The sequence below is a fragment of the Streptomyces sp. NPDC001787 genome, from assembly GCF_040297465.1.
In the GTDB taxonomy this organism is placed as follows: Bacteria; Actinomycetota; Actinomycetes; order Streptomycetales; family Streptomycetaceae; genus Streptomyces.
In genome coordinates this window covers 18,975-36,437 of sequence record NZ_JBEOZE010000015.1, presented here as the reverse complement: position 1 = coordinate 36,437, position 17,463 = coordinate 18,975, and the positions used below count along the sequence as shown (strand labels likewise).

The following is a 17,463-nucleotide window of genomic DNA, read 5'->3' as shown; positions in this document are numbered from 1 at the left end:
CCGAAATGGGGAGAGGCGGCACCAGGTGGAGCTGGAAGAGAACTGGGGCGAACATGCGGCGTGCCGGGCGACCGACCCGGAGGAGCTGTTCGCCGAAGGCGTGGCACAGACCAAGGCCAAAGGGGTCTGCTTCGGCTGCCCCGTGCGTACCGAATGTCTGGCACACGCCCTCGACCAGCGCATCGAACATGGCGTCTTGGGTGGCATGACCGAACGCGAGCGCCGCGCACTGCTGCGCCGGCGTTCCACCGTGACCTCCTGGCGGCGGCTCTTGGACACCGCACGCCAGGAGCACCAAGATCAGGCCCTCGCCGAACTGGGTCGGAAGCGCGGGGCGCCAGCGGACCTCGGCCAGCCGACGCCCATAGCCCTCCGGCCTTCAATGTCCGTTATCGACCCGGCCGCCTGAACGGCAGGACGACCGGGCTCGTTGGAGAACCCAGACGACCGCTGCACAGCGCCTGGTGACCGGCGTGCCACGGGCCGGTATTCTCCACAGCCAGTTTCAGCTCAGAGACTGCGCAGGCCCCGCGGCTACGGGTCCGCACTGGCTTGTCAGCGCTTGGGCGACGACCGGGTCACGAGCGTGGACGTGGACCCGTACCCGGTGCACGCGGCGCGGGAGGCGGCTTATGGTCACCCCGGAGTTGTTCCGGGGACGGGCGGCGACGTCGGGGGCTAGAGAAGGTCGTTCAGGGTCCGGCGTGAGAGGTTCAGGGTGTTTGCGGCCCTCGTGGTGTTCTCGTCGTGTGCCACGTAGACCGTCCTTGCGGCGTTACGTCGGCTGGTACCGATCTCCTGCTGGACCGTCGTGCGTACGAGGGTGCCGATGACGCGGGTGGCGTGCTCGTACTCGGTCGCGACGTCGCGTTCTGCCCAGCAGGCCGCCACTTGGCGCGCGGGGTCCGAGTCCGGGTCGGGCATCTGGAAGTCGAGCAGGTCGGTGAGGTCGCGGGCGGCACGGGCGGCGCGGGCCAGCAGTGGCAGCTCGCCCTCGTCCGCCAGCAGCGACCAGTCAGCCCGGTAGATGAGGAGAGCGGCATACTCGGAGGTGCACTCCACCCACTGGTCCTGCTCACCGTCGTACTGCGAGGTGGTGGCCAGCAGCCACTGGCCGCGCCCGGTCATCCATAGGCTGAACCCGCGCCTCTCCTCGCGCAGCGTCTCGTCGTCCAGGCCCAGGACACTCCGGGCGGTACCGAGGTCGAACCACCTGGCCTTCCGCCAGGGGAGGTCCTCCGGCGTGGAGCTGTCGTCGTCCATGACACCGGTGATCACGGCCCAGTTGACGTCGTCACGGGGCAGGGTCGGTTGCCCCTCCTCGTCCCGGATCGAGTAGTCCGCCCTGGCTAGCAGAGCGCGCGTCGCCTGGTCGTCCGGCTCCTGGCCGCCAATGAAGTCGGTCGCTTCGTCCCAGGTGAGCGCGGTCAGCTTCTCCGACGGCCTCCGCCCGTGGTGCACGTCGCAGTCCCAGCCGTCCTCTCCCAGGACGATCGCGGTCTCACCGTGCCTGTTCCCACGCTCGAACAGCTCCTCCAGCAGTGCGGCAGTGATGGTCAGAGCCATGGTGCGTCCCCCAGGTAAGTCCAAGTGACGGGGTACCCCGTCACTTGGACTGTAGGGGTACCCCGTCAGTCGTGCAAGAGGCGGCGCTCTTCCGGGCGTTGAGCGGGTAGGGGGTAGCGGCCGAGGAACAGACACGTCGGATCGAGGGCCTGGGCCGGCGGGTGTTGGCCAACCTCGGCGCGGGCCGGTGCCCGGCGGCGACACTGCGGTGAGGCGATCCAAGCGGCGCGGAGGAACTGGTGGCGAGGGACGAGATCCGGCACCCGGCACTGTCCGCCGAGCCCTGGCTGGTGATCGGTGTGCGGGTACGCCACGAGGACCGGGCGCCTGCGGACGGCTTCCTGGCGCCTGGCCTCGCTGGCCGTGCCGCAGGACGTGATGCTGCCCTGCGCCTGGCTGGAGTTGGAAGGCCTCGCGAAGATCACCGTGGGCCTGATCCGTGCCCGGGTCTACGTGCGCGACCTCGCCGAGGAAGAGCCGGACGGGTGCCCGCGAGGTGCCTTGGGCGCGATCCAGGTGGAGGGCCCCTGGCGCCCGTGGCCGACGCCTTAGCTGCCCGGACCCGCGCCGCCATGCTGCGCCTCGCCGCGGTGCACCGTGGGGCCGGCCGCCCCGAGGAGGCGCAGGCGTGGCGCGCGCGGGCCCCCAACTCCTCAACGACGGCCGTGCCGCCCGCCGCGGCGCGCACGTGGCGGTCTGCGTTGTAGAAGTACAGCGGGCGGGGTGTCGGGGCGTGTAGCCCTTGGACTCTTCTGCCCGGTCATACGACTGATTTCGCGCGGGCGCTGCTGATCTCTGGGCTCTGGCTCAACTTCTGTGACGCGGCCACTCTCCGTGACTGCTGCCCCTAGTCGAGCTGTGGGTGAAGTCGCCTGAAAATGACCCCTGGGCAACGCCGTTGGGCTGAGCGTTCAGGGCTGTGGAAGAGGTCCTGCTTCGGCTGAAGGAGTTGTTGTTCCCGTCGATCGCGGACGTCGCGGTGCTGTCGGTAGACGTGAACATCGCGATAGTGCGCGTTGACGCGCAGTGCACTGCCGATGTCCGTTGACATCGAACTCAGTCGTTTTGCCATCGAACCGAGTCGTGTCCCGGCGAGCCCGGAATCACGAAACGAAGAAGGGGCGACGGCAAGCCGTCTGCCTACTGGTCAGCTGCCTGCTTCCCGTCCGACACGAGGGTTCTCGTCGCGGCGGTAGTGTCCGTCAGAGGGCGCGGTCCGCCAGGAAGCGCTGGTTCCGCGAGTTGCCCACGAAGGGCACCGCGCTGCTCCGCCAGGTCCTGCGAGGAGGGCTCAACCTGGGTTTCCTGTAATGCAGTACCTGTGAGGCCATGCGTGCTGGATGATTGCTGCTGTGCGTGTAACTCGCCTGCGAATCTCAGGTTTCCGCGGATGGAAGCATCTGGACCTTCGTCCTGACCGTCACGTAGTGCTGGCGGGCATTCCTCGCGCGGGTCGTACCGACATCATCGAGGCCCTCGCGCGGGTGCTGGATCCGGATGCGGCCCGGGGCGCTGCCCTGACCGACCTGTACCAGGAGGGCGTTGCGGCAACCGAAGAAGCCGCAGCTCCTGCAGTACCCGAGGAGGCCGACGAAGGCGCGGTCCAGTCCGACCTCTCGCGGGTCGCTCGCGTGGACGCGGCCGAGATCGAGGTGACCCTGGCGGACCTCGATCCGGATGTGCAGCAGCTAGTGGCCGACGGGGCCCTTGAACCACTGGACCCCTCCGGCACGGCGAGTGAGGAAGCTGACGCCAACCCGGACGCTCCCCTGTGCATGCGAATGACGTACCGGCTCAGCTATGACAGCGATGCCGAGGTCTTGGAAACCGTCGTCTTCTATCCGGCCCGGAGCACCCCAGCAGTTGGCGACTACCTCCGGGTTCCGGCCGCGACCCGGCGGGCCCTGCCTGTAATCACCCTCAACGCTGGGGTTCCTCTTCAGCTTCGGGCCGGCGGGAACTTGCGTCGCTTCATCGACGAGCGGGACCCGAAGACTGCGGCGGCAGCCTTCGAAACGCTACGTTCGGCGGTCGCCGAAGCCGTCGGATCCCTGTCAGCCGATCCCGCGATCACCGAAGCCGTCGATGCGGTCCTAGCCGTCGGCGGTACTGCGAGCCGCCTGGGCGAAGGCACAATCTCGGCCAGAGACGTCGGTTTCCTAGCCGAGGATGGCACGGTCGCCGCCCTCCTGCGTACGTTGAGGGCCGCGCTGCGCCTGGACGGCTCGGGGTTGCTGGCGCTGCCCAGTCACGGAAGTACGGTCACCGCCATCCTGTCGATGGCCGAGGCGATGCTCTTGGCTAACGTTCCCGGTGCGGTGGTCCTGGCAGACGACTTTGGTGATCAGCTCGATGCAGCAACTGCAGAGCACCTCGCCTCGCTGACCCGTAATCAGGCGGGCCAAGTATGGCTGTCAACGCGGCGGCCAGAAGTTGCCCGCGCGTTCGAACCCGGCGAGGTGGTACGTCTCGTCCGTCACGGGGGCCTTCGCGGGCACCATCAGATCGCGAAGACAACCGACCGCAAGAAACTCGCCGCGCTGAGGCAGCTGCACACCCAGCTCCTTTCGGCATTTACCGCACCGGTAGTCGCGATCACCGAGGGGCCGCACGACGTGGCCGTTCTGAGCATGGCCGACCGCCGGTACCCGCCGAGCAAGCTCCCGCTCTCTGCTCATGGCGTCCGCCTCGTCGCCGCAGGCACCGGCGGCGACGGCGGCATCGACCAGATCCCCCGCATCGCAGAACTCGCCCAGCAGCTCGGATTCCGCGTGATCGGCGTGATCGACCGGGACAAGGAAACACCGCAGAGCGTTGAGCAAACGGCCGCAGTCCAAGCTGCCTGTGACGTCGTGGTCCGCCTGCCACCTGGGGCGATCGAGCGGGCCATGGTCGCCGGCCTCGACCTCGCCACGGTCGCCGTGGCCAGCGCCCTGCTCACGGACTACGGCGTGCCCGACCCTCTGGCCGCTGACTCCAGTGAGTCCGCAGTGACTCAACTATGCAAGGTGCTACACAAGAAGGGCCTTCACGAACCCCTCTTGGAAGCCCTGTACAGCGAATTGCAGCCAGCGCCTGGCCACACACAAGCGCATGAGCACCCGCTGAGCGAAGTGGTGGTCCACCCGCCCGTGCTGGCGGCGGCCCTCGACGCAATCGCCCGGGCCGCGAACGCCGCATACTCCGGCCCTAAGCTCGTCGACCTCCCCGAGGTAGCTCGGCCGCAGACGGAGCAGTGATGACGTACGCCCCGAAAGACAAGCAAATTGACGTCATCACCAGTACTGCTCCGGTCGTGGTTGTCCTGGGAGGTGCGGGCACGGGCAAGACGACAACTGCCGTCGCCGCAGCTCGGCGGCACCTCGAACGGGCAGACGAGGAACTCGCGATGGCCCGGCGGGCCGCAGCGCGTGACGGAGTGAGGACGAGGTTGCCCGCCCCAGAGCGCGCCTTGTTCCTATCGTTCTCCCGCACCGCAGTCGCACAGATCATCGACCGTGCAGCCGCGGTCATCGGGCCCTTCCGGCCGCGCTTGGAAGTCTCGACCTTCCACGGATTCGCCTGGCGCGTCATCAGGAGCTTCGGCCCGCATCACGGGTATCCGCCGCCGCAGACGGTGCTGAGCAAGGCCAACAGCCTGGTTGCGGGGGCCCCGCCCGGCCTCACCTATGACGAGCTGATTCCCGCCGCAACCGGATTGCTTGCCCTCCCGAAAGTGCAGGCCCACTACCGCGGTCGGTACGGCATCGTCATCTGCGACGAATTCCAAGACACCGACGCCAGCGAGTGGGACTTTCTCCAGCTCATCGCGCCGCCCGCGCGCAGGATTCTGCTGGGTGACGCCAACCAGTGCATCTACACGTTCAAGAAGGGCGTCGACGCCACCGCCCGCATCGGTACCGCGATGGCTCTGCCCAGCGCCGTCGAGGTCCGACTGCCGCCGGCCAGCTTCCGCGACCCGAGCGGCATGCTTCCGGCAGCAGCTGAAGCTGCCCGCAGACGAGACTTCGACGACCCGGCTATCCGAGCAGCAGCTGATGCTGGGCGGCTGTCCATCACCCGGATCGAGGACGAGATCGGTCACCGCCACGTCCTGGAACTCGCCCGCCAAGCGCGCAGGCAAGGCGATACGGTCAGCATCTTCACCCATACCAACGCCGCCACGACTGAACTCTCGGACGCGCTGACCGCCGACGGTCTGGCCCATGAGCAGGTGGGTTTCACCGAGGCGTATGGCGAAGCTCTCCCCGCCCAATTGGCCATGGTGCAGTTTGCCCTCGGGGACAGCGCACCCGTTTTGCGCAGTCTCGCCGTGTACGTTTCGGCCGCACAAGGCGGAAACAAGATGCCTCCGCTTGCCCGGCAGATGCTCAACCCCTCCGACAATCCCGTTCTGGGCAGGGCATTTGAACGGTTGGCCAAAGACCTGCGAGCCGCCGCCGGCCATCCCGACCAACTTGCCGACGTTGTCACGAACGCTTACCGCAGGATCGGTACCCACCGCGGCCAGGAGACCTGGATTCAAGCCGCGCAATTGACCCGAACCACGCTGCGCTCGCTAGGAGACGAGCTCGATATCGAAGCCGCCACTGACCGGTTGCTACGTGCGCGCGACGAGATCCTCGTGGGGTCACACACCACCCGCCGCTTCCCCATCCAAGTCATGAACCTTCACCAGACCAAGGGACGCGAGGCCGACACCACCATCCTGCTCCTCGGCTCGGAAGAGTTCTACGGCTACGAGGGGGAGCCCTTCCCTAACGGATCGAAACTGTTGTACGTCGTCATGACACGGGCCCGGAAGCATGCCCGCCTCGTCGTCCCGGAGCAATCGCATCCTCTGTGGGCGCCGCTCGTGGCTGCCCTGAGCTAGTTATCGAAGCCGAGGCAGCTGTCCCCCAGGCTCAGGCCTAACACCCCTGTTGCAGCTCCGGTTCCGGGCGCGCCGGGATACGACGCGACTCGGTTCGATGGCAAAACGACTGAGTTCGATGTCAACGGACAGCCGACGGCGCCGTGTGTCCGGTCTGTGGCACCCGGTCGAACCGGGTTCACGGTTCCTATCTGCGGTTTCCCGCTGATGTTCCCAGCGGAGGCAGACGGGTCGTCCTTCAGTTGCGGGTCCGGCGGTTCACCTGCGGAAACGTGGGCTGCGCACGCCGTACCTTCGTCGAGCAGGTTTCGGGCCTGACGCGCCGGCACAGTCAGCGGACCGAACGGTTGCGCTCGACCCTGGCGTCGGTCTGCCTGGCTCTCGCGGGCCGCGCCGGGGCCCGCATCGCCGACGTTCTCGGCGTTTCCGTCAGCCGCAGCACGGTGCTTCGCCTGGTGGACGCGCTTCCCGAGCCCGAAGTGGTCGCCCCGCGGGTGGTCGGTGTCGACGAGTACGCGACCCGGAAGGGCCGCCACTACGGCACCGTCCTCATCGACATCGAGACCCGCCGCCCCATCGACCTGCTGCCCGACCGGGAGGCATCCAGCTTGGCGGCCTGGCTCGCCGCACGGCCGGGCGTCGAGGTGATCTGCCGGGACCGAGCACCGTTCTTCGCCGAGGGTGCCACCGCCGGCGCTCCACAAGCGGTCCAGGTCGCGCACCGGTGGCATCTCTGGCACAACGTGAGCGAGGCTGCCGAACGGTCCGTTGCTCAGCACCGCCGCTGCCTCCGCGCCCTTGTCGCGGCTGCCCCAGATCCCGAGCCCGAGCGTCCGGCGCAGGAAGACTCCTCTGGTTCGCCATGGCCGACCGGCCATCGTTTCGCCGACCGCACCAGGGCCCGGCATGCCGACGTCCACGCACTGCTGAAGGCCGGGCACAGCCGTCGTTCGGTCCAGCGGCAGCTCGGTATGACCTGGCGGACCGTCAAGCAGTTCGCCGACGCCGCGAGGCCGGAGGAGCTCTTCACCGGGCAGTGGCAGAACCGGCCGTCGGTCCTCGATGACTACAAGCCCTACCTGGACGACCGGTGGAACGAGGGTTGCACGAACGCCTGGAAGCTGTGGGAAGAGATCGTGCCGCTCGGCTACAAGGGCAGCTACCAGCGCGTCCGCGCCTACCTGCACAAGAAGCGCACCTCACCGCGACCGGTGGTCGCCCGGCCGCCCTCGCCCCGAACGGTCGCCGGATGGATTCTCCGGCGACCGGAAACCCTTCCCGAGACCGAACAACTGCTGCTCAAGACGGTGCGCACCCACTGCCCCGAGATCGACGCGCTCACCCGGCACGTCCGCGCCTTCGCGGTCATGCTGACCGAGCGCCAGGGCGAGCGCCTCCCGGACTGGCTCGCCGCCGTCCGGCAGGACGATCTGCCCAGTCTCCACACTCTTGCCGCCGGCATCGACCGCGACCGCGATGCCGTCATCGCCGGACTCACCCTGCCCTGGAGCTCCGGCGCGGTCGAAGGTCATGTCAACCGGATCAAGATGCTCAAGCGGCAAATGTATGGACGCGCTGGCTTCAACCTCCTGCGCAAGCGGGTGCTGCTTGCCTCCTGAGCGCACTGTCAGTGGCCAGTGCGACGATCCCCAGACGACCGCGCGAGGAGAGACATGGGCACCTGGGACATCGGCCCCTTCGACAACGACACCGCAGCCGACTTCGCCGGTGACCTGGACGAGGCAGCACTGGAAGAGCGCGAAGCCATGATCCGGGGCGTGCTCAAGCGTGCCGCCGGGCCCGCGGACTTCCTGGGTATCTACGACGGCGAGCGAGCCGTGGGCGCGGCGGCTCTGGTCGCCGCCCAGCATTCTGACAGCGATCGGGCGTGTTCGAACTATGGCCCATCAGCGTCGCTACCGGAGTTGCCTGCAGACCTTCGGATGCTCGCCGTCGACGCCCTGGATCAAGTGGTCTCCAACCGGTCTGAACTTGCCGAGCTGTGGGCCGAAGCCGCGAACTGGTCGAAGTGGCGCCAGGGCATCACCCGCCTCCGCGACGTCCTTGCCCCTCCGATCCCGCCACAAGAGGAAGCCCTGTTCGAGATCTAATCGGTGACCCACAGCCACGGACCACAGAACATGAGCCAGAGCCACGACTCGTGATTAAAGCCACTGGTGGGGTCGGTTGCGTTCAAGGTGTTCTCCTGGTGGATGAGGTCTGACGCAGGTGCCGGGCGGCAGGGGCTCACTGGGCGGGACTTCGAGGCCGGCGCCGAGGGCGGGGAAGGGACTTGCCGGGCCCTGCGGCCGGGGTGTGTGTTGCCCGCGTGAGGACCCGGCCTTCCCGGGCGATGGCGTCGTTCCGCAGCCGTGCGGGGCTGCGGCCGTGCCGTCCAGCGGGCCGGGGACTCTGCAGCTGGTAGAGGCTGTGGACGTAGGCGCGGGTCTGCGGCTCCCAGACGCGGCCGAGGATGTGGGCGATCCAGGCAGCTGAGACGACCGGGCTCACGGTGTCGGCGATCAGCTGTGTCTTGTTGCGGATGCCCTCGCCGCGGCCGACGTGGGTCCACGGAAAGCCGGCCCGGAAGCCCACTGCACGGCCCAGGTCGGAGTGGTTGACCTTGAGCCCGTCTTCCTCCCGCGCCCAGCCGTAGGCGGTGCCGGTTACGGTCGTGCCCGGCTCGTCGGCGCGGAAGGTGCCGCCCCCCTTCGGCCTCCCGGTCAGGGGGTTGATGCCGCGTACGCCCCGGGTGGCGACCTTGTGGCCCTTGTCCCAGCCCATGCACGCGGCCCACGTGGTGACCGGGAACGGTTCGCTGGGCCGGTAGTCGATGAAGGGGCGCGAGTAGCGCATGGCCACCATGAACGTGCGGTTTTTCTTCGAGGCGGCACCGTAGTCGGCGGCCTCGACGAGGGAGAAATCCGCGTACTCCCACCCGGCCGCGTAGAACTCGGACCGGATGGCCTCGACCACGTACTCGGCGGCCGGGGCCTTGAGCAGGTTGGAGGACTGCTCCATGGCTACCCAGCAGATTCGGCCGTGCCGCGCCTGAAGTGCCAGCGGCCAGATGACCGCTTCCGCCATGAGCCCGGTGCGCTCGTCCTCCAGCGCCGCGAGCGGCGCACGGACCTCTTCCCACGTCTCGCCGGTGGGCGGCGCATACCCCTCCATGCCGTCCCCGGCATCGTCGACCGTGATGAACCCGGCCGCGACGGCGGCGTAGCCGATGACGTCCTCGACGATCTGCATGGCCTCCTTGGCCAGGCCCGCGAGTTTGCCGCCGGGAGAGAGCGTCTGACACGGCGGTGAGAGGATCACCGCGACCACGTACCGCAGCGCGGGATGCTCGGGAGCCAGGTCCGTGACCGAGGCACAGATCCGCCGGAACCCGGCCGCCCGCGCCGTGGCGCACGCGGCGGGCGAGTTGTCCACGCCCACCATGTCGACCGGCTCGCCCAGCACGTGCTCGATGCCCTCGCACCAACCGCCAGAACCAGCAAACAAATTCACGATCCGGATGGGGGCGTCCGGCTCGGGGCTGTAGAGCCACTCGACGGGCCACGGTCCGGCCAGGTCGGCGCGCTCTTCATCGGTCAGGCCGGCGATGTAGGCGTCGCGCTCGGCGTCGTCCAGCAGATCGATGTCGGCCACGTGCAGTCCGAGAGCCGCCCTCACCTTCGCCACGGTGACCCGGGCCTCTTCCACGGTCCAGTACGCCATGTGTGCCTGCGCCCAGATCGCATGGCTCGCCTCCTCCAGTTCCCACCGGCGCACCCAGCCCTCGTCCTCGACCGGCCGGGGCAGATGCCACCGGTGTGCAAGGCCGATGGCCTCGTACGCGTCACGGATCTGCTCCGCATGCGCCTCGGCCGCCGTCAACGCGGACGTGCGCCGGGCGGAGGCAAGTGCGAGCTGTCGTTCTGCCGCAACGAGCGGACACGGCGTAAGTGCTGGGCTGGCGCTTTCGCTGTCCAGGGTGTCGGGGGCTCCGCGGTCGGAACTGCTGTCGGGCGCCCGTGCGGAGGCGGGTTCGGGGGGCGGGGCGAGGCGGGCTGCTGTCACGGGAGCAACGAGGTCCAGGCCGATGGCCGGTGCCGTGGCAGGGGGGAGCATTGCTTCTTCTCTGAGTGTTCCGGTCACCGACGTTGATCGGTGATGCGGGAAGAACGGGGTGGCTCCGGACGGTCGGGCCCGGCCACCTTCGAATGTCGTCTCCGGCCGTAGCGGGACGCTCGCCCTGTACCTGGAGACCGGGGCGAATCACGGGTCACTGGTCTGGAGGAGGGCCCGGTGGGGCCAGGGGGAACCTGGCCCCGAACCGTGGCGGGGAAGCTTGCTGACCGCCGTAGGAGACACTGCGGGGGGAGCCCGCGCGGGGCTCCTCTCAGCGGGGGGTGCCGGTCTTCACGCGCAGCCCGCTGCCCTTGGGGCGCTTGCTCGCAGCGCTGTGCCCGGTCGGCGGGACGGGGCGCTCGCCGCGGACCATCGCGGTGAACGCGGCACCCGGGCTGAACTTGATGTGCTTACGCCTGGGGATCAGGACAGATGCACCGGTCTGCGGGTTGCGTGCGCGGCGGGCCGGAGTGTGGACCGCGTGGAGCCGGCCGAACCCCGTCACGGAGATGTCGTCTCCGTTGAGGACTCGCCGGACCATCGTGTCCAGCACCAGGTCGAGGGCCTCCGCTGCCTGGGCCTTGGGAATGCTGCCGTTGGCGGCGATCTCGTCGATCAGCTGCTGCTTGTTCAAGTGACTTCTCGTTTCCGCTTGTTGAGCCGAGTGCGGGGAGGGTTCCTCCCCAGCATCAATACTCATACTCTACATGAATTATATGAATTAAGCAATTATGTTCGGGGTTCTGTCTTGAGCCTGGGGTTGTCGGCGCTGTCTGCTGTCCCGTCTCAACTAACCCAGTCCGCGCCGTTTCGTCTCACCGAAGCCAGTCGACGCAGGCCGGCACCGGGGCCTCGGTGGGTGCGCCCGGCCAGGCCGTCTCAACGAAGTCAGTCGACCCAGGTCAGGCGCTGGCCGTCGACTTGATTCATTGAGACGGGACATCTGCGGGCACCGCGGGGGCGGCGCGGGGCGACGAACGCGGGAGCTGGGTCGAGCAGAGCGAGGTAGAGGCGCTCTGCGTCCGTGGGGGCGTTCGGGCCCGCTCCGCCCGGGGCGCGGGCGGGGAGGCGGTCGGACGGCGCGGGGAACCGTTCCGGCCCGGTCATCGTGACGCCCTGAACGCGCTGATCATGAGATAGGCGAGACTTTCGCGCAGCTCATCCCGCGATCCCCAGGCCGAGAGTCCCCTCTCGTGGGTTGCTGCTGATGCCAGAAGGGTCGCCAGGGAGCCCGCCAGGGAGCCCGCCAGAGCCCTCGGGTGCGTGGCCGGGGCCGCGTCGGTCCGACGTGGTACGGCATCGACCATGGGCTGCGCGACGGCACTCAGTAGGAGGTTGCGGGCGTGGACGAACCGCTCGTCGCCCTCCGCTGCCATCGCATCGATCGCGCCAAGAGCCGCCTTGTGCGTCCTCCAGAAGTCGAATAGATGGTCCACCGCCTCACGCGCACCGGCCAGCGTGCCGTCCTCTACGGCGGCAGTGAAGACGTCGTCGAGTGCGCGGCCCTGCTGGACGACGTGAATGGCCAGCACCTCAAGGGTGTCCTCGAGAGAGGTGAAGTACTGGTAGAAGGCGGCCGGCGAAGTGCCGGCGGCGCGGGCGATGTCGACGACCTTGATCTCGCGGAACGACCGCGAGTCGAGGAGGGTGTCGAGAGCGTCGACCAGGCGCTGCCGGGTGGCGAGGGCGCGCGGCCCTGCGATGCGGCCGTCAACGGCCACGACGGCATTCGTCGTCCTGGGGTTCATGATGCGTCCTTCACGAATCATCGGACGGAGCGGGACTCAAGTTCCCCCCACGCGTCCTTGTCTGCGGGGCCGTCAGGCGGCCAATGACTGAGAATCTACACACATAAATACAATTAAGCAACATCCAGGCGGGGCTGCGTCGCTCATACGCGCGGCCCCGCCCGCAGTGGTCAGCTGAGGTGATCACCCAGCAGCTCGGCGAACGCGTTCGGAGTGAGGACCTCCACGCCGAGCTCCAGTGCCTTGACGGCCTTCGAACTCAGCTTGCCGTCCCCCGCGGCCGCAGCGACGAGGTAGTCGGTTTTGGCGCTCACACTGCTTCCGGCGCGGCCACCCGCCTTTCCGATCAGCGTAGTCATGTCACTGCGGCCCAGGCCATCGAGTGGACCGGTCATCTTGCCGGTGACGACCACGGTCTTCCCGGCGAGCGGCAGCGGACCGGAGGTGCCGGAGCTTTCCTCCGGCTCCGTCATGTTGACGCCCGCGGCGATGAGCTTGTCGATGAGTGGAGCCTGCTCGGCGATCTGTTCCGCGATCAAAGGTGCCTTCTCCGCGCCGATGCCTTCCACTTCGCGCAGCGCCGACGCATCGGCCTCACGGATTTTCTGCATGGTGCGGAAATGTGCCGCGATCCGACGGGACATGGTGCGTCCGGTTTCCGTGACGCCGAGCGCGCAGAAGATCCGGTTGAGCGGCAGCTGCTTGGCCTCCTCGATCTGCTGGACCAGCTTGACGCCCCGCTTGGTGCTGCCGGAGGCCTGGCTGAGCTGCTCGACCGTGAGGCCGAACAGGTCCCCGATGTCGGCAACTGCGCCGGAGGCGACGAGCGCCTCGACGTACTTCCTGCCCAGGCCATCGATATCGAGCTGGTCGCGTCCGGCGGCGTACTCGATCAGGGCCGGGAGGCGGCACGCGCTGCCCTTGACGCAGCGCCACCGCTGCTTGCTCTTGTCGATCTCATCGCCGCAGTTCGGGCACTTTTCCGGCAGGGGGATCGGCTCGGCGTCAACCGGCCTTAGGGCCACTACGGGAGCCTCGATCCTCGGGATCACGTCGCCGGCCTTGTGAACGGTGACGGTGTCGCCCAGGCGGAGGTCACGCCGACGGATGTCGGCGGGGTTGTGCAAGGTGGCCCGGGACACGGTGCTCCCATCCACTTCGACGGGCTCCAGCTCGGCGGTCGGCGCGAGGACGCCGGTCCGCCCGACCTCCCATGTGACGCTCTTGAGGACCGTCATGCGTTCCACGGCCGCGAGCTTGTAGGCGGTAGCCCAATGGGGAAACCGGCTTCCCACACCGGCAGCGGCCTGCTCGGCCGCGTCGTCGACCTTGATGACCACACCGTCGATCTCGAACGGCAGCAACGCACGCTGCTCGGCGATCTCGTTGACCCGCTGCTGCGCCTCGGCCAGCGTCGTCACCACGTGGACTCCGGTCGGTGTGTCCGCGACCGTCTGCACTCCCGCCTCGGCGACTGCCTTCAGGATCTCGGTGTGGCTGGCACCGTGGGGCAGGAACGGCGCGCCCGGAAGGTCGACCGCACCGAATGCGACGAAGGTCAGGGGCAGTGAGTACGCGCGGCCCTTGGCTCGCAGTGTGCCGGAGAGTCCGTTGCGTGCATTGGCGAAGGCCTTCGCGCCGTGTGCGAGGCGGACCACATTGGCGTGCTGAAACTGCTCGCGGGTGAACACCATCTCACCGCGCACTTCGAGGGTCACCGGCTCCGGCAGCTGGACGGGCAGTCCGGCGATGATGTCGTCGGAGCTGATGAGGTGGCTGATGTCTTCGCCGTACCTGCCGTTGCCACGCTGGATGATCTGGGTCAGGCGGCCTTCGCGGTAGCGGGCGGCGATGGCGTTGCCATCGAGCTTGACCTCAACGGCCCAGCCGCCCACTGCCGGGCGGCCCAGTCGCCGATCGACTGAGGCACCCCAGGAGAGGAGTTCCGCCGGGCTGAAGACGTTGTCGAGCGAGAGCAGCTGCGTCGTGTGGGCAACGTCGCCGGCCGGGGCCGCGCCTGCGCCGACCTTGTCGGTCGGCGAGTCCGCGGCGACGTCCTGCGGGTGGTCCTTCTCCCAGTCCGCGATGGCGCGGACAAGCCGGTCGTAGGTCACGTTGTCGAGGAGGCTCTTGCCTTCGCCGTCGCCGTAGTAGTCCTTGGCGGCTGCGACGGCCCGTCGTACGGCCTGCTGGTACTCGTCGCGGGTGGACAGTGCCTGCTCAGGGGTGAGCGTGGTCATGGAGTGAATCCGTTCGTGTGTGTCTGGCAAGAGAGTGGCGGTGCTGGGTGTGTACCGCGGTCGGAGGGGGCTCCCAGACGGCGGACCGCGGGAGACCGGAGTGGTGGAGCGCATCGGGTCAGCGTTGGCTGTCGGGGAGGGGGTCGTTGTCGGGGATGGTGTCGGCGATGTGGGCGAGCTTGACGCGGAGCGTGAGGGACAGAGTGACGTAACCGGGCACCATGTCGGGGTGCTGGGCGTCGAGCAACCAGTCCTCCACCAAGGCCAGACGAGCGCGCAACTTCGCTTCCTCTCTGGCGAGATCAGGAGAGACCAGGTTGACGGGAGCGGGTGGCTCAGGGGCTCTGCCCGTGACAGGCGTGAGGACGATCGTGGTGAATCCGATGGGCAGACCAGTCTCGGGGTACCGGCTGGCAAGGATCTCCGCGTCGCGGAGGGCGAGAGCGGCTTCCTGCGGTACGGAGCCCGTCCCGGCCACGGCGGGCGGCTCGGCTTCGACCAGCGCGGTGACCACTGAGTTGAGCAGTTCCGCGATGTACCAGAGGTGACCACGGGCGGGATGGGGCACAGAACGCTTTTCGATGACGGCGGCAAGAGCGCCGGCGATCTCGGCTGCGTGTTGTGCGGGTGCGCTGTTCACGGATTGTCCTTACGGAATGCGGGGCGACGTGGTGAGAGGGGCGACGCGGTCGTCGGCAGGGCTGCGTCAGGCGTGCGCTGAGTGTCCGGGGTCAGGTGATCAGGCCGTTCCTGCCGAAGCGGGCCGAGGGTGGCACATCACACCCCTCGATGAGGCCGCTGACGATGCCCGCCGGGGCTCCCGGGACCTGGGCGATCCGGACCGCGAGGGTGAGCGGTTTCACGGCAGTCTGGTGGCCGGGCATCCTCCGTACCTGCACCCCGTTGGGCAGCGCGACGAGCAGGCAGTCCTGGCCCGCGGTGTAGCCGTGACGGGTGTAGAAGCGGGTCAGCGTGGACGGGTGCTCCAAGGTCAGTAGCCGCAGCCCTGCGCTGCGGCTGTGCTGCTCCGCCGCGCGCAGCAGTGCGCTGGCGATTCCCTTCCCGCGGTGGTCGGGTGCGACGGCGACGCCGCCGATGTACAGGACGCTGCGCACCAGTTCTCCGCGCAGCGGGTGTGTCTCGGTCCAGTTCGGCGGGCTGGCCATGAGTGCCCCGACGATCTGTCCGTCGACGCGGGCGATCAGGCACAGGCAGTCTCCGTGCGTCAGTCGGCCCGGCGGAAACAACAGGGCTACGCCAACCAGGTCGGGAACTGGCTGCCCTGGGTTGACCAGGGACAGGAGGCTGGTGACGGCCTCCAGATCCCGGTATCGGGCGCGTGCGATGCGCACGGAGGGAGCGGGGCCGCGCTCGGCGGCATGGATGTGCTGCATGGGTTCCGTTCGGGAAGCGCTGATCCACCGTGAAGAGCTGCGGCAGAGGCTCGGGCGCGAGAGGAGCGGAGCGTAGGCGGGATCGGCGAGAAAGGGCGCCGACCGCCCCGATCTGCCCTAAGTCTACATTCTTAAATACAATTAGGCAACATAAGCAACGGGTGTTATTGCTCAGAGGTGGGGTGTTCGCCGTCACGGCGCGGCTGCTGCGCCAGCAGCCAAGCGGGTCCGGACCGCCGCTCGGGAGCGTCGGGGAATGCGAGGTAGAACTCCAGGACTGCCAGATCCCGAGCTAGCGGGTCGCCGAAGCGGAACGTGGCGCGTGCGGGATCACCTTCGGGTGTCAGCCCCGTGATCCGGTCCTCCGCCAGCGTGTACGTATGCGTGAGGCAGACTTCGATGCGGTCGCCGGCCGCGTGCAGCCGCGGGCATACCTGCAGAGCGTAGGCCGCGCACGACAGGTGGAGCGGGGGCTCCAGGTAGTACGCGGCGTTGGTCTCGCCGATGAAGGCGAGCTGCTCCGTGGTCGCGATGTACTTGGTGCAGAGGCCGCACCGTCGTCGGGTCATGAACTCACGCTGTCGGACCGGGCATTGCTCCCCAAAGGCCGGCGTTCCGAGTCCTGGCGTGCACCGGCAGGTGATGTGGCCGCCCAGTTCGGGGCTCCGGGTGAGGAGGATCGAGCCGTCGTCGTCCACCCCGTGCCATGCGATGTTGCCAGGTACGGGCCGCCCCGCGCTGTTGCGGGGCAATTCGGCGACGCGGGGTGGCATGGGGACGGTGCGCCAAGAAGCGCTCATGAGAACTCCAGGGTTGGGAGGGGTGAAGTCGTCTGGGCGGCCGGAGTGGCTCAGAGGAGCCCGAGGGATGGATAGAGCCCTTGGATGGAGAGGAAGGCGATTCCGTCCGGCCACCGCTGGTCATCGCAGCTGGGCGGTTTTTCGAAGTGGACGATCATCGGGTCCGTGATGTGCGGAAGCGGCTCCGGGTTGGGGTCGAGGAGCGTGCCCTGCCTGCCCTTGTATGTGTCGATCACTCTGTCGCCCACCACGAGTCGCCCTGTCAGGAAGCGATGGAGGCTGTGTTGGGCTTTTGAGTACGGGGCGAGGCGTTCCAGCAGGACGTGATAGCGGTCCTTGACGGCTCCGGAGGTCCCGTTGGACAGCATGTGGAGCCGTAGTCCGTCCATGGTCCGGGACTGCTCCCGATATTCGGGGAACGCTGCGGCGCTGCCATCGCGCGCCAGCAGATCGACGGGTGTGTCCCAGATCGGGCATGCCTCCGGGGTGGAGTCGGTGAGGACGGCGACCTGGACGGGGCCGACTTGGAACACGCGCCGCACCGTTCCGGTGCGGCCGTACGGGTCTGTGGCCGTGCTTCCCAGCCAGTCGGAAGCGGTGAGCGGGGTGACGAAGTCGTTGGCGCTACGCATGCTTCAACTGTACGACAGTAAAATCATTTAAGCAACTATCAAGAGTGCTGTTCGTGGACCTCCGGCTCTGCGAGGCGAGTAGCAGTGCAGGGCG

At 68.1% G+C, this 17,463-nt stretch carries 15 protein-coding genes and 1 pseudogene; 7 read left to right on the top strand and 9 right to left on the bottom strand.

Going from position 1 to position 17,463, the window contains the following annotated elements:
* Nucleotides 1–25: 25 nt before the first annotated feature.
* Nucleotides 26–409: a WhiB family transcriptional regulator gene (locus ABT170_RS21060; protein ID WP_351869953.1), complete on the top strand. Its 384-nt coding sequence runs from the start codon at nucleotides 26–28 to the stop codon at nucleotides 407–409.
* Nucleotides 410–678: 269 nt separating this feature from the next.
* Here the strand turns inward: ABT170_RS21060 and ABT170_RS21055 are convergent, their stop codons facing one another.
* Nucleotides 679–1,566 carry a hypothetical protein gene (locus ABT170_RS21055; protein WP_351869458.1) on the bottom strand — a complete coding sequence of 296 codons (888 nt, stop codon included), beginning with the start codon at nucleotides 1,564–1,566 and terminating at the stop codon, nucleotides 679–681.
* Between the two features lie 297 nt (nucleotides 1,567–1,863).
* On the opposite strand from ABT170_RS21055, the gene ABT170_RS21050 reads away from it, so the two are divergent.
* The 6 genes and pseudogenes from ABT170_RS21050 (at nucleotide 1,864) to ABT170_RS21025 (ending at nucleotide 8,550) form a co-directional block, all read left to right on the top strand.
* Entirely contained in the window at nucleotides 1,864–2,118 is a 255-nt protein-coding gene (locus tag ABT170_RS21050) for a hypothetical protein (protein ID WP_351869455.1), read from the top strand.
* 367 nt (nucleotides 2,119–2,485) lie between these two features.
* Complete coding sequence (locus ABT170_RS21045; protein ID WP_351869452.1) at nucleotides 2,486–2,614, top strand: hypothetical protein; 129 nt, start codon at nucleotides 2,486–2,488, stop codon at nucleotides 2,612–2,614.
* Nucleotides 2,615–2,993: 379 nt separating this feature from the next.
* Nucleotides 2,994–4,805 carry a hypothetical protein gene (locus ABT170_RS21040; RefSeq protein ID WP_351869450.1) on the top strand — a complete coding sequence of 604 codons (1,812 nt, stop codon included), beginning with the start codon at nucleotides 2,994–2,996 and terminating at the stop codon, nucleotides 4,803–4,805.
* On the top strand, nucleotides 4,805–6,439 hold the full coding sequence (locus tag ABT170_RS21035) for a UvrD-helicase domain-containing protein (protein ID WP_351869447.1): 1,635 nt from the start codon (nucleotides 4,805–4,807) through the stop codon (nucleotides 6,437–6,439). The genes ABT170_RS21040 and ABT170_RS21035 overlap by 1 nt, the downstream gene beginning before the upstream one ends.
* A gap of 113 nt (nucleotides 6,440–6,552) precedes the next feature.
* Nucleotides 6,553–8,058: pseudogene (locus tag ABT170_RS21030) on the top strand (ISL3 family transposase); the annotation flags it as partial.
* 54 nt (nucleotides 8,059–8,112) lie between these two features.
* Nucleotides 8,113–8,550 carry a DUF4259 domain-containing protein gene (locus tag ABT170_RS21025; protein ID WP_351869441.1) on the top strand — a complete coding sequence of 146 codons (438 nt, stop codon included), beginning with the start codon at nucleotides 8,113–8,115 and terminating at the stop codon, nucleotides 8,548–8,550.
* Between the two features lie 136 nt (nucleotides 8,551–8,686).
* On the opposite strand, the gene ABT170_RS21020 is transcribed toward ABT170_RS21025, so the two are convergent.
* The 8 genes from ABT170_RS21020 to ABT170_RS20985 form a co-directional block, all read right to left on the bottom strand.
* The gene (locus ABT170_RS21020) at nucleotides 8,687–10,555 is read right to left on the bottom strand and encodes a DNA cytosine methyltransferase (RefSeq protein ID WP_351869438.1); all 1,869 of its coding nucleotides are present in this window, start codon (nucleotides 10,553–10,555) and stop codon (nucleotides 8,687–8,689) included.
* A 271-nt stretch (nucleotides 10,556–10,826) separates the two neighbouring features.
* Nucleotides 10,827–11,189 carry an HU family DNA-binding protein gene (locus ABT170_RS21015; protein WP_502970546.1) on the bottom strand — a complete coding sequence of 121 codons (363 nt, stop codon included), beginning with the start codon at nucleotides 11,187–11,189 and terminating at the stop codon, nucleotides 10,827–10,829.
* Between the two features lie 469 nt (nucleotides 11,190–11,658).
* Nucleotides 11,659–12,303, bottom strand: a complete 645-nt coding sequence (locus ABT170_RS21010; protein ID WP_351869432.1) for a TetR/AcrR family transcriptional regulator — start codon at nucleotides 12,301–12,303, stop codon at nucleotides 11,659–11,661.
* A gap of 170 nt (nucleotides 12,304–12,473) precedes the next feature.
* A complete protein-coding gene (gene ligA / locus ABT170_RS21005) occupies nucleotides 12,474–14,543 on the bottom strand; it encodes an NAD-dependent DNA ligase LigA (RefSeq protein ID WP_351869429.1) in 2,070 nt (689 codons plus the stop codon).
* Between the two features lie 118 nt (nucleotides 14,544–14,661).
* Nucleotides 14,662–15,183 (bottom strand): hypothetical protein, encoded by a 522-nt coding sequence (locus ABT170_RS21000; protein WP_351869427.1) that lies wholly within the window; start codon nucleotides 15,181–15,183, stop codon nucleotides 14,662–14,664.
* A 91-nt stretch (nucleotides 15,184–15,274) separates the two neighbouring features.
* Nucleotides 15,275–15,937, bottom strand: a complete 663-nt coding sequence (locus ABT170_RS20995) for a GNAT family N-acetyltransferase (protein WP_351869425.1) — start codon at nucleotides 15,935–15,937, stop codon at nucleotides 15,275–15,277.
* Between the two features lie 164 nt (nucleotides 15,938–16,101).
* On the bottom strand, nucleotides 16,102–16,506 hold the full coding sequence (locus ABT170_RS20990) for a hypothetical protein (protein WP_351869422.1): 405 nt from the start codon (nucleotides 16,504–16,506) through the stop codon (nucleotides 16,102–16,104).
* A 281-nt stretch (nucleotides 16,507–16,787) separates the two neighbouring features.
* Nucleotides 16,788–17,369 carry a hypothetical protein gene (locus ABT170_RS20985; protein ID WP_351869419.1) on the bottom strand — a complete coding sequence of 194 codons (582 nt, stop codon included), beginning with the start codon at nucleotides 17,367–17,369 and terminating at the stop codon, nucleotides 16,788–16,790.
* Nucleotides 17,370–17,463: the final 94 nt, after the last annotated feature.

Excerpts from the sequence above, each read along its gene's own strand:
- ABT170_RS21055 (WP_351869458.1), bottom strand. The coding sequence starts at position 1,566 with ATGGCTCTGACCATCACTGCCGCACTGCTGGAGGAGCTGTTCGAGCGT.
- ABT170_RS21035 (WP_351869447.1), top strand. The coding sequence starts at position 4,805 with ATGACGTACGCCCCGAAAGACAAGCAAATTGACGTCATCACCAGTACT.
- ABT170_RS21025 (WP_351869441.1), top strand. The coding sequence starts at position 8,113 with ATGGGCACCTGGGACATCGGCCCCTTCGACAACGACACCGCAGCCGAC.
- ABT170_RS21020 (WP_351869438.1), bottom strand. The coding sequence starts at position 10,555 with ATGCTCCCCCCTGCCACGGCACCGGCCATCGGCCTGGACCTCGTTGCT.
- ABT170_RS21010 (WP_351869432.1), bottom strand. The coding sequence starts at position 12,303 with ATGAACCCCAGGACGACGAATGCCGTCGTGGCCGTTGACGGCCGCATC.
- ligA (WP_351869429.1), bottom strand. The coding sequence starts at position 14,543 with ATGACCACGCTCACCCCTGAGCAGGCACTGTCCACCCGCGACGAGTAC.
- ABT170_RS20995 (WP_351869425.1), bottom strand. The coding sequence starts at position 15,937 with ATGCAGCACATCCATGCCGCCGAGCGCGGCCCCGCTCCCTCCGTGCGC.
- ABT170_RS20990 (WP_351869422.1), bottom strand. The coding sequence starts at position 16,506 with ATGACCCGACGACGGTGCGGCCTCTGCACCAAGTACATCGCGACCACG.
- ABT170_RS20985 (WP_351869419.1), bottom strand. The coding sequence starts at position 17,369 with ATGCGTAGCGCCAACGACTTCGTCACCCCGCTCACCGCTTCCGACTGG.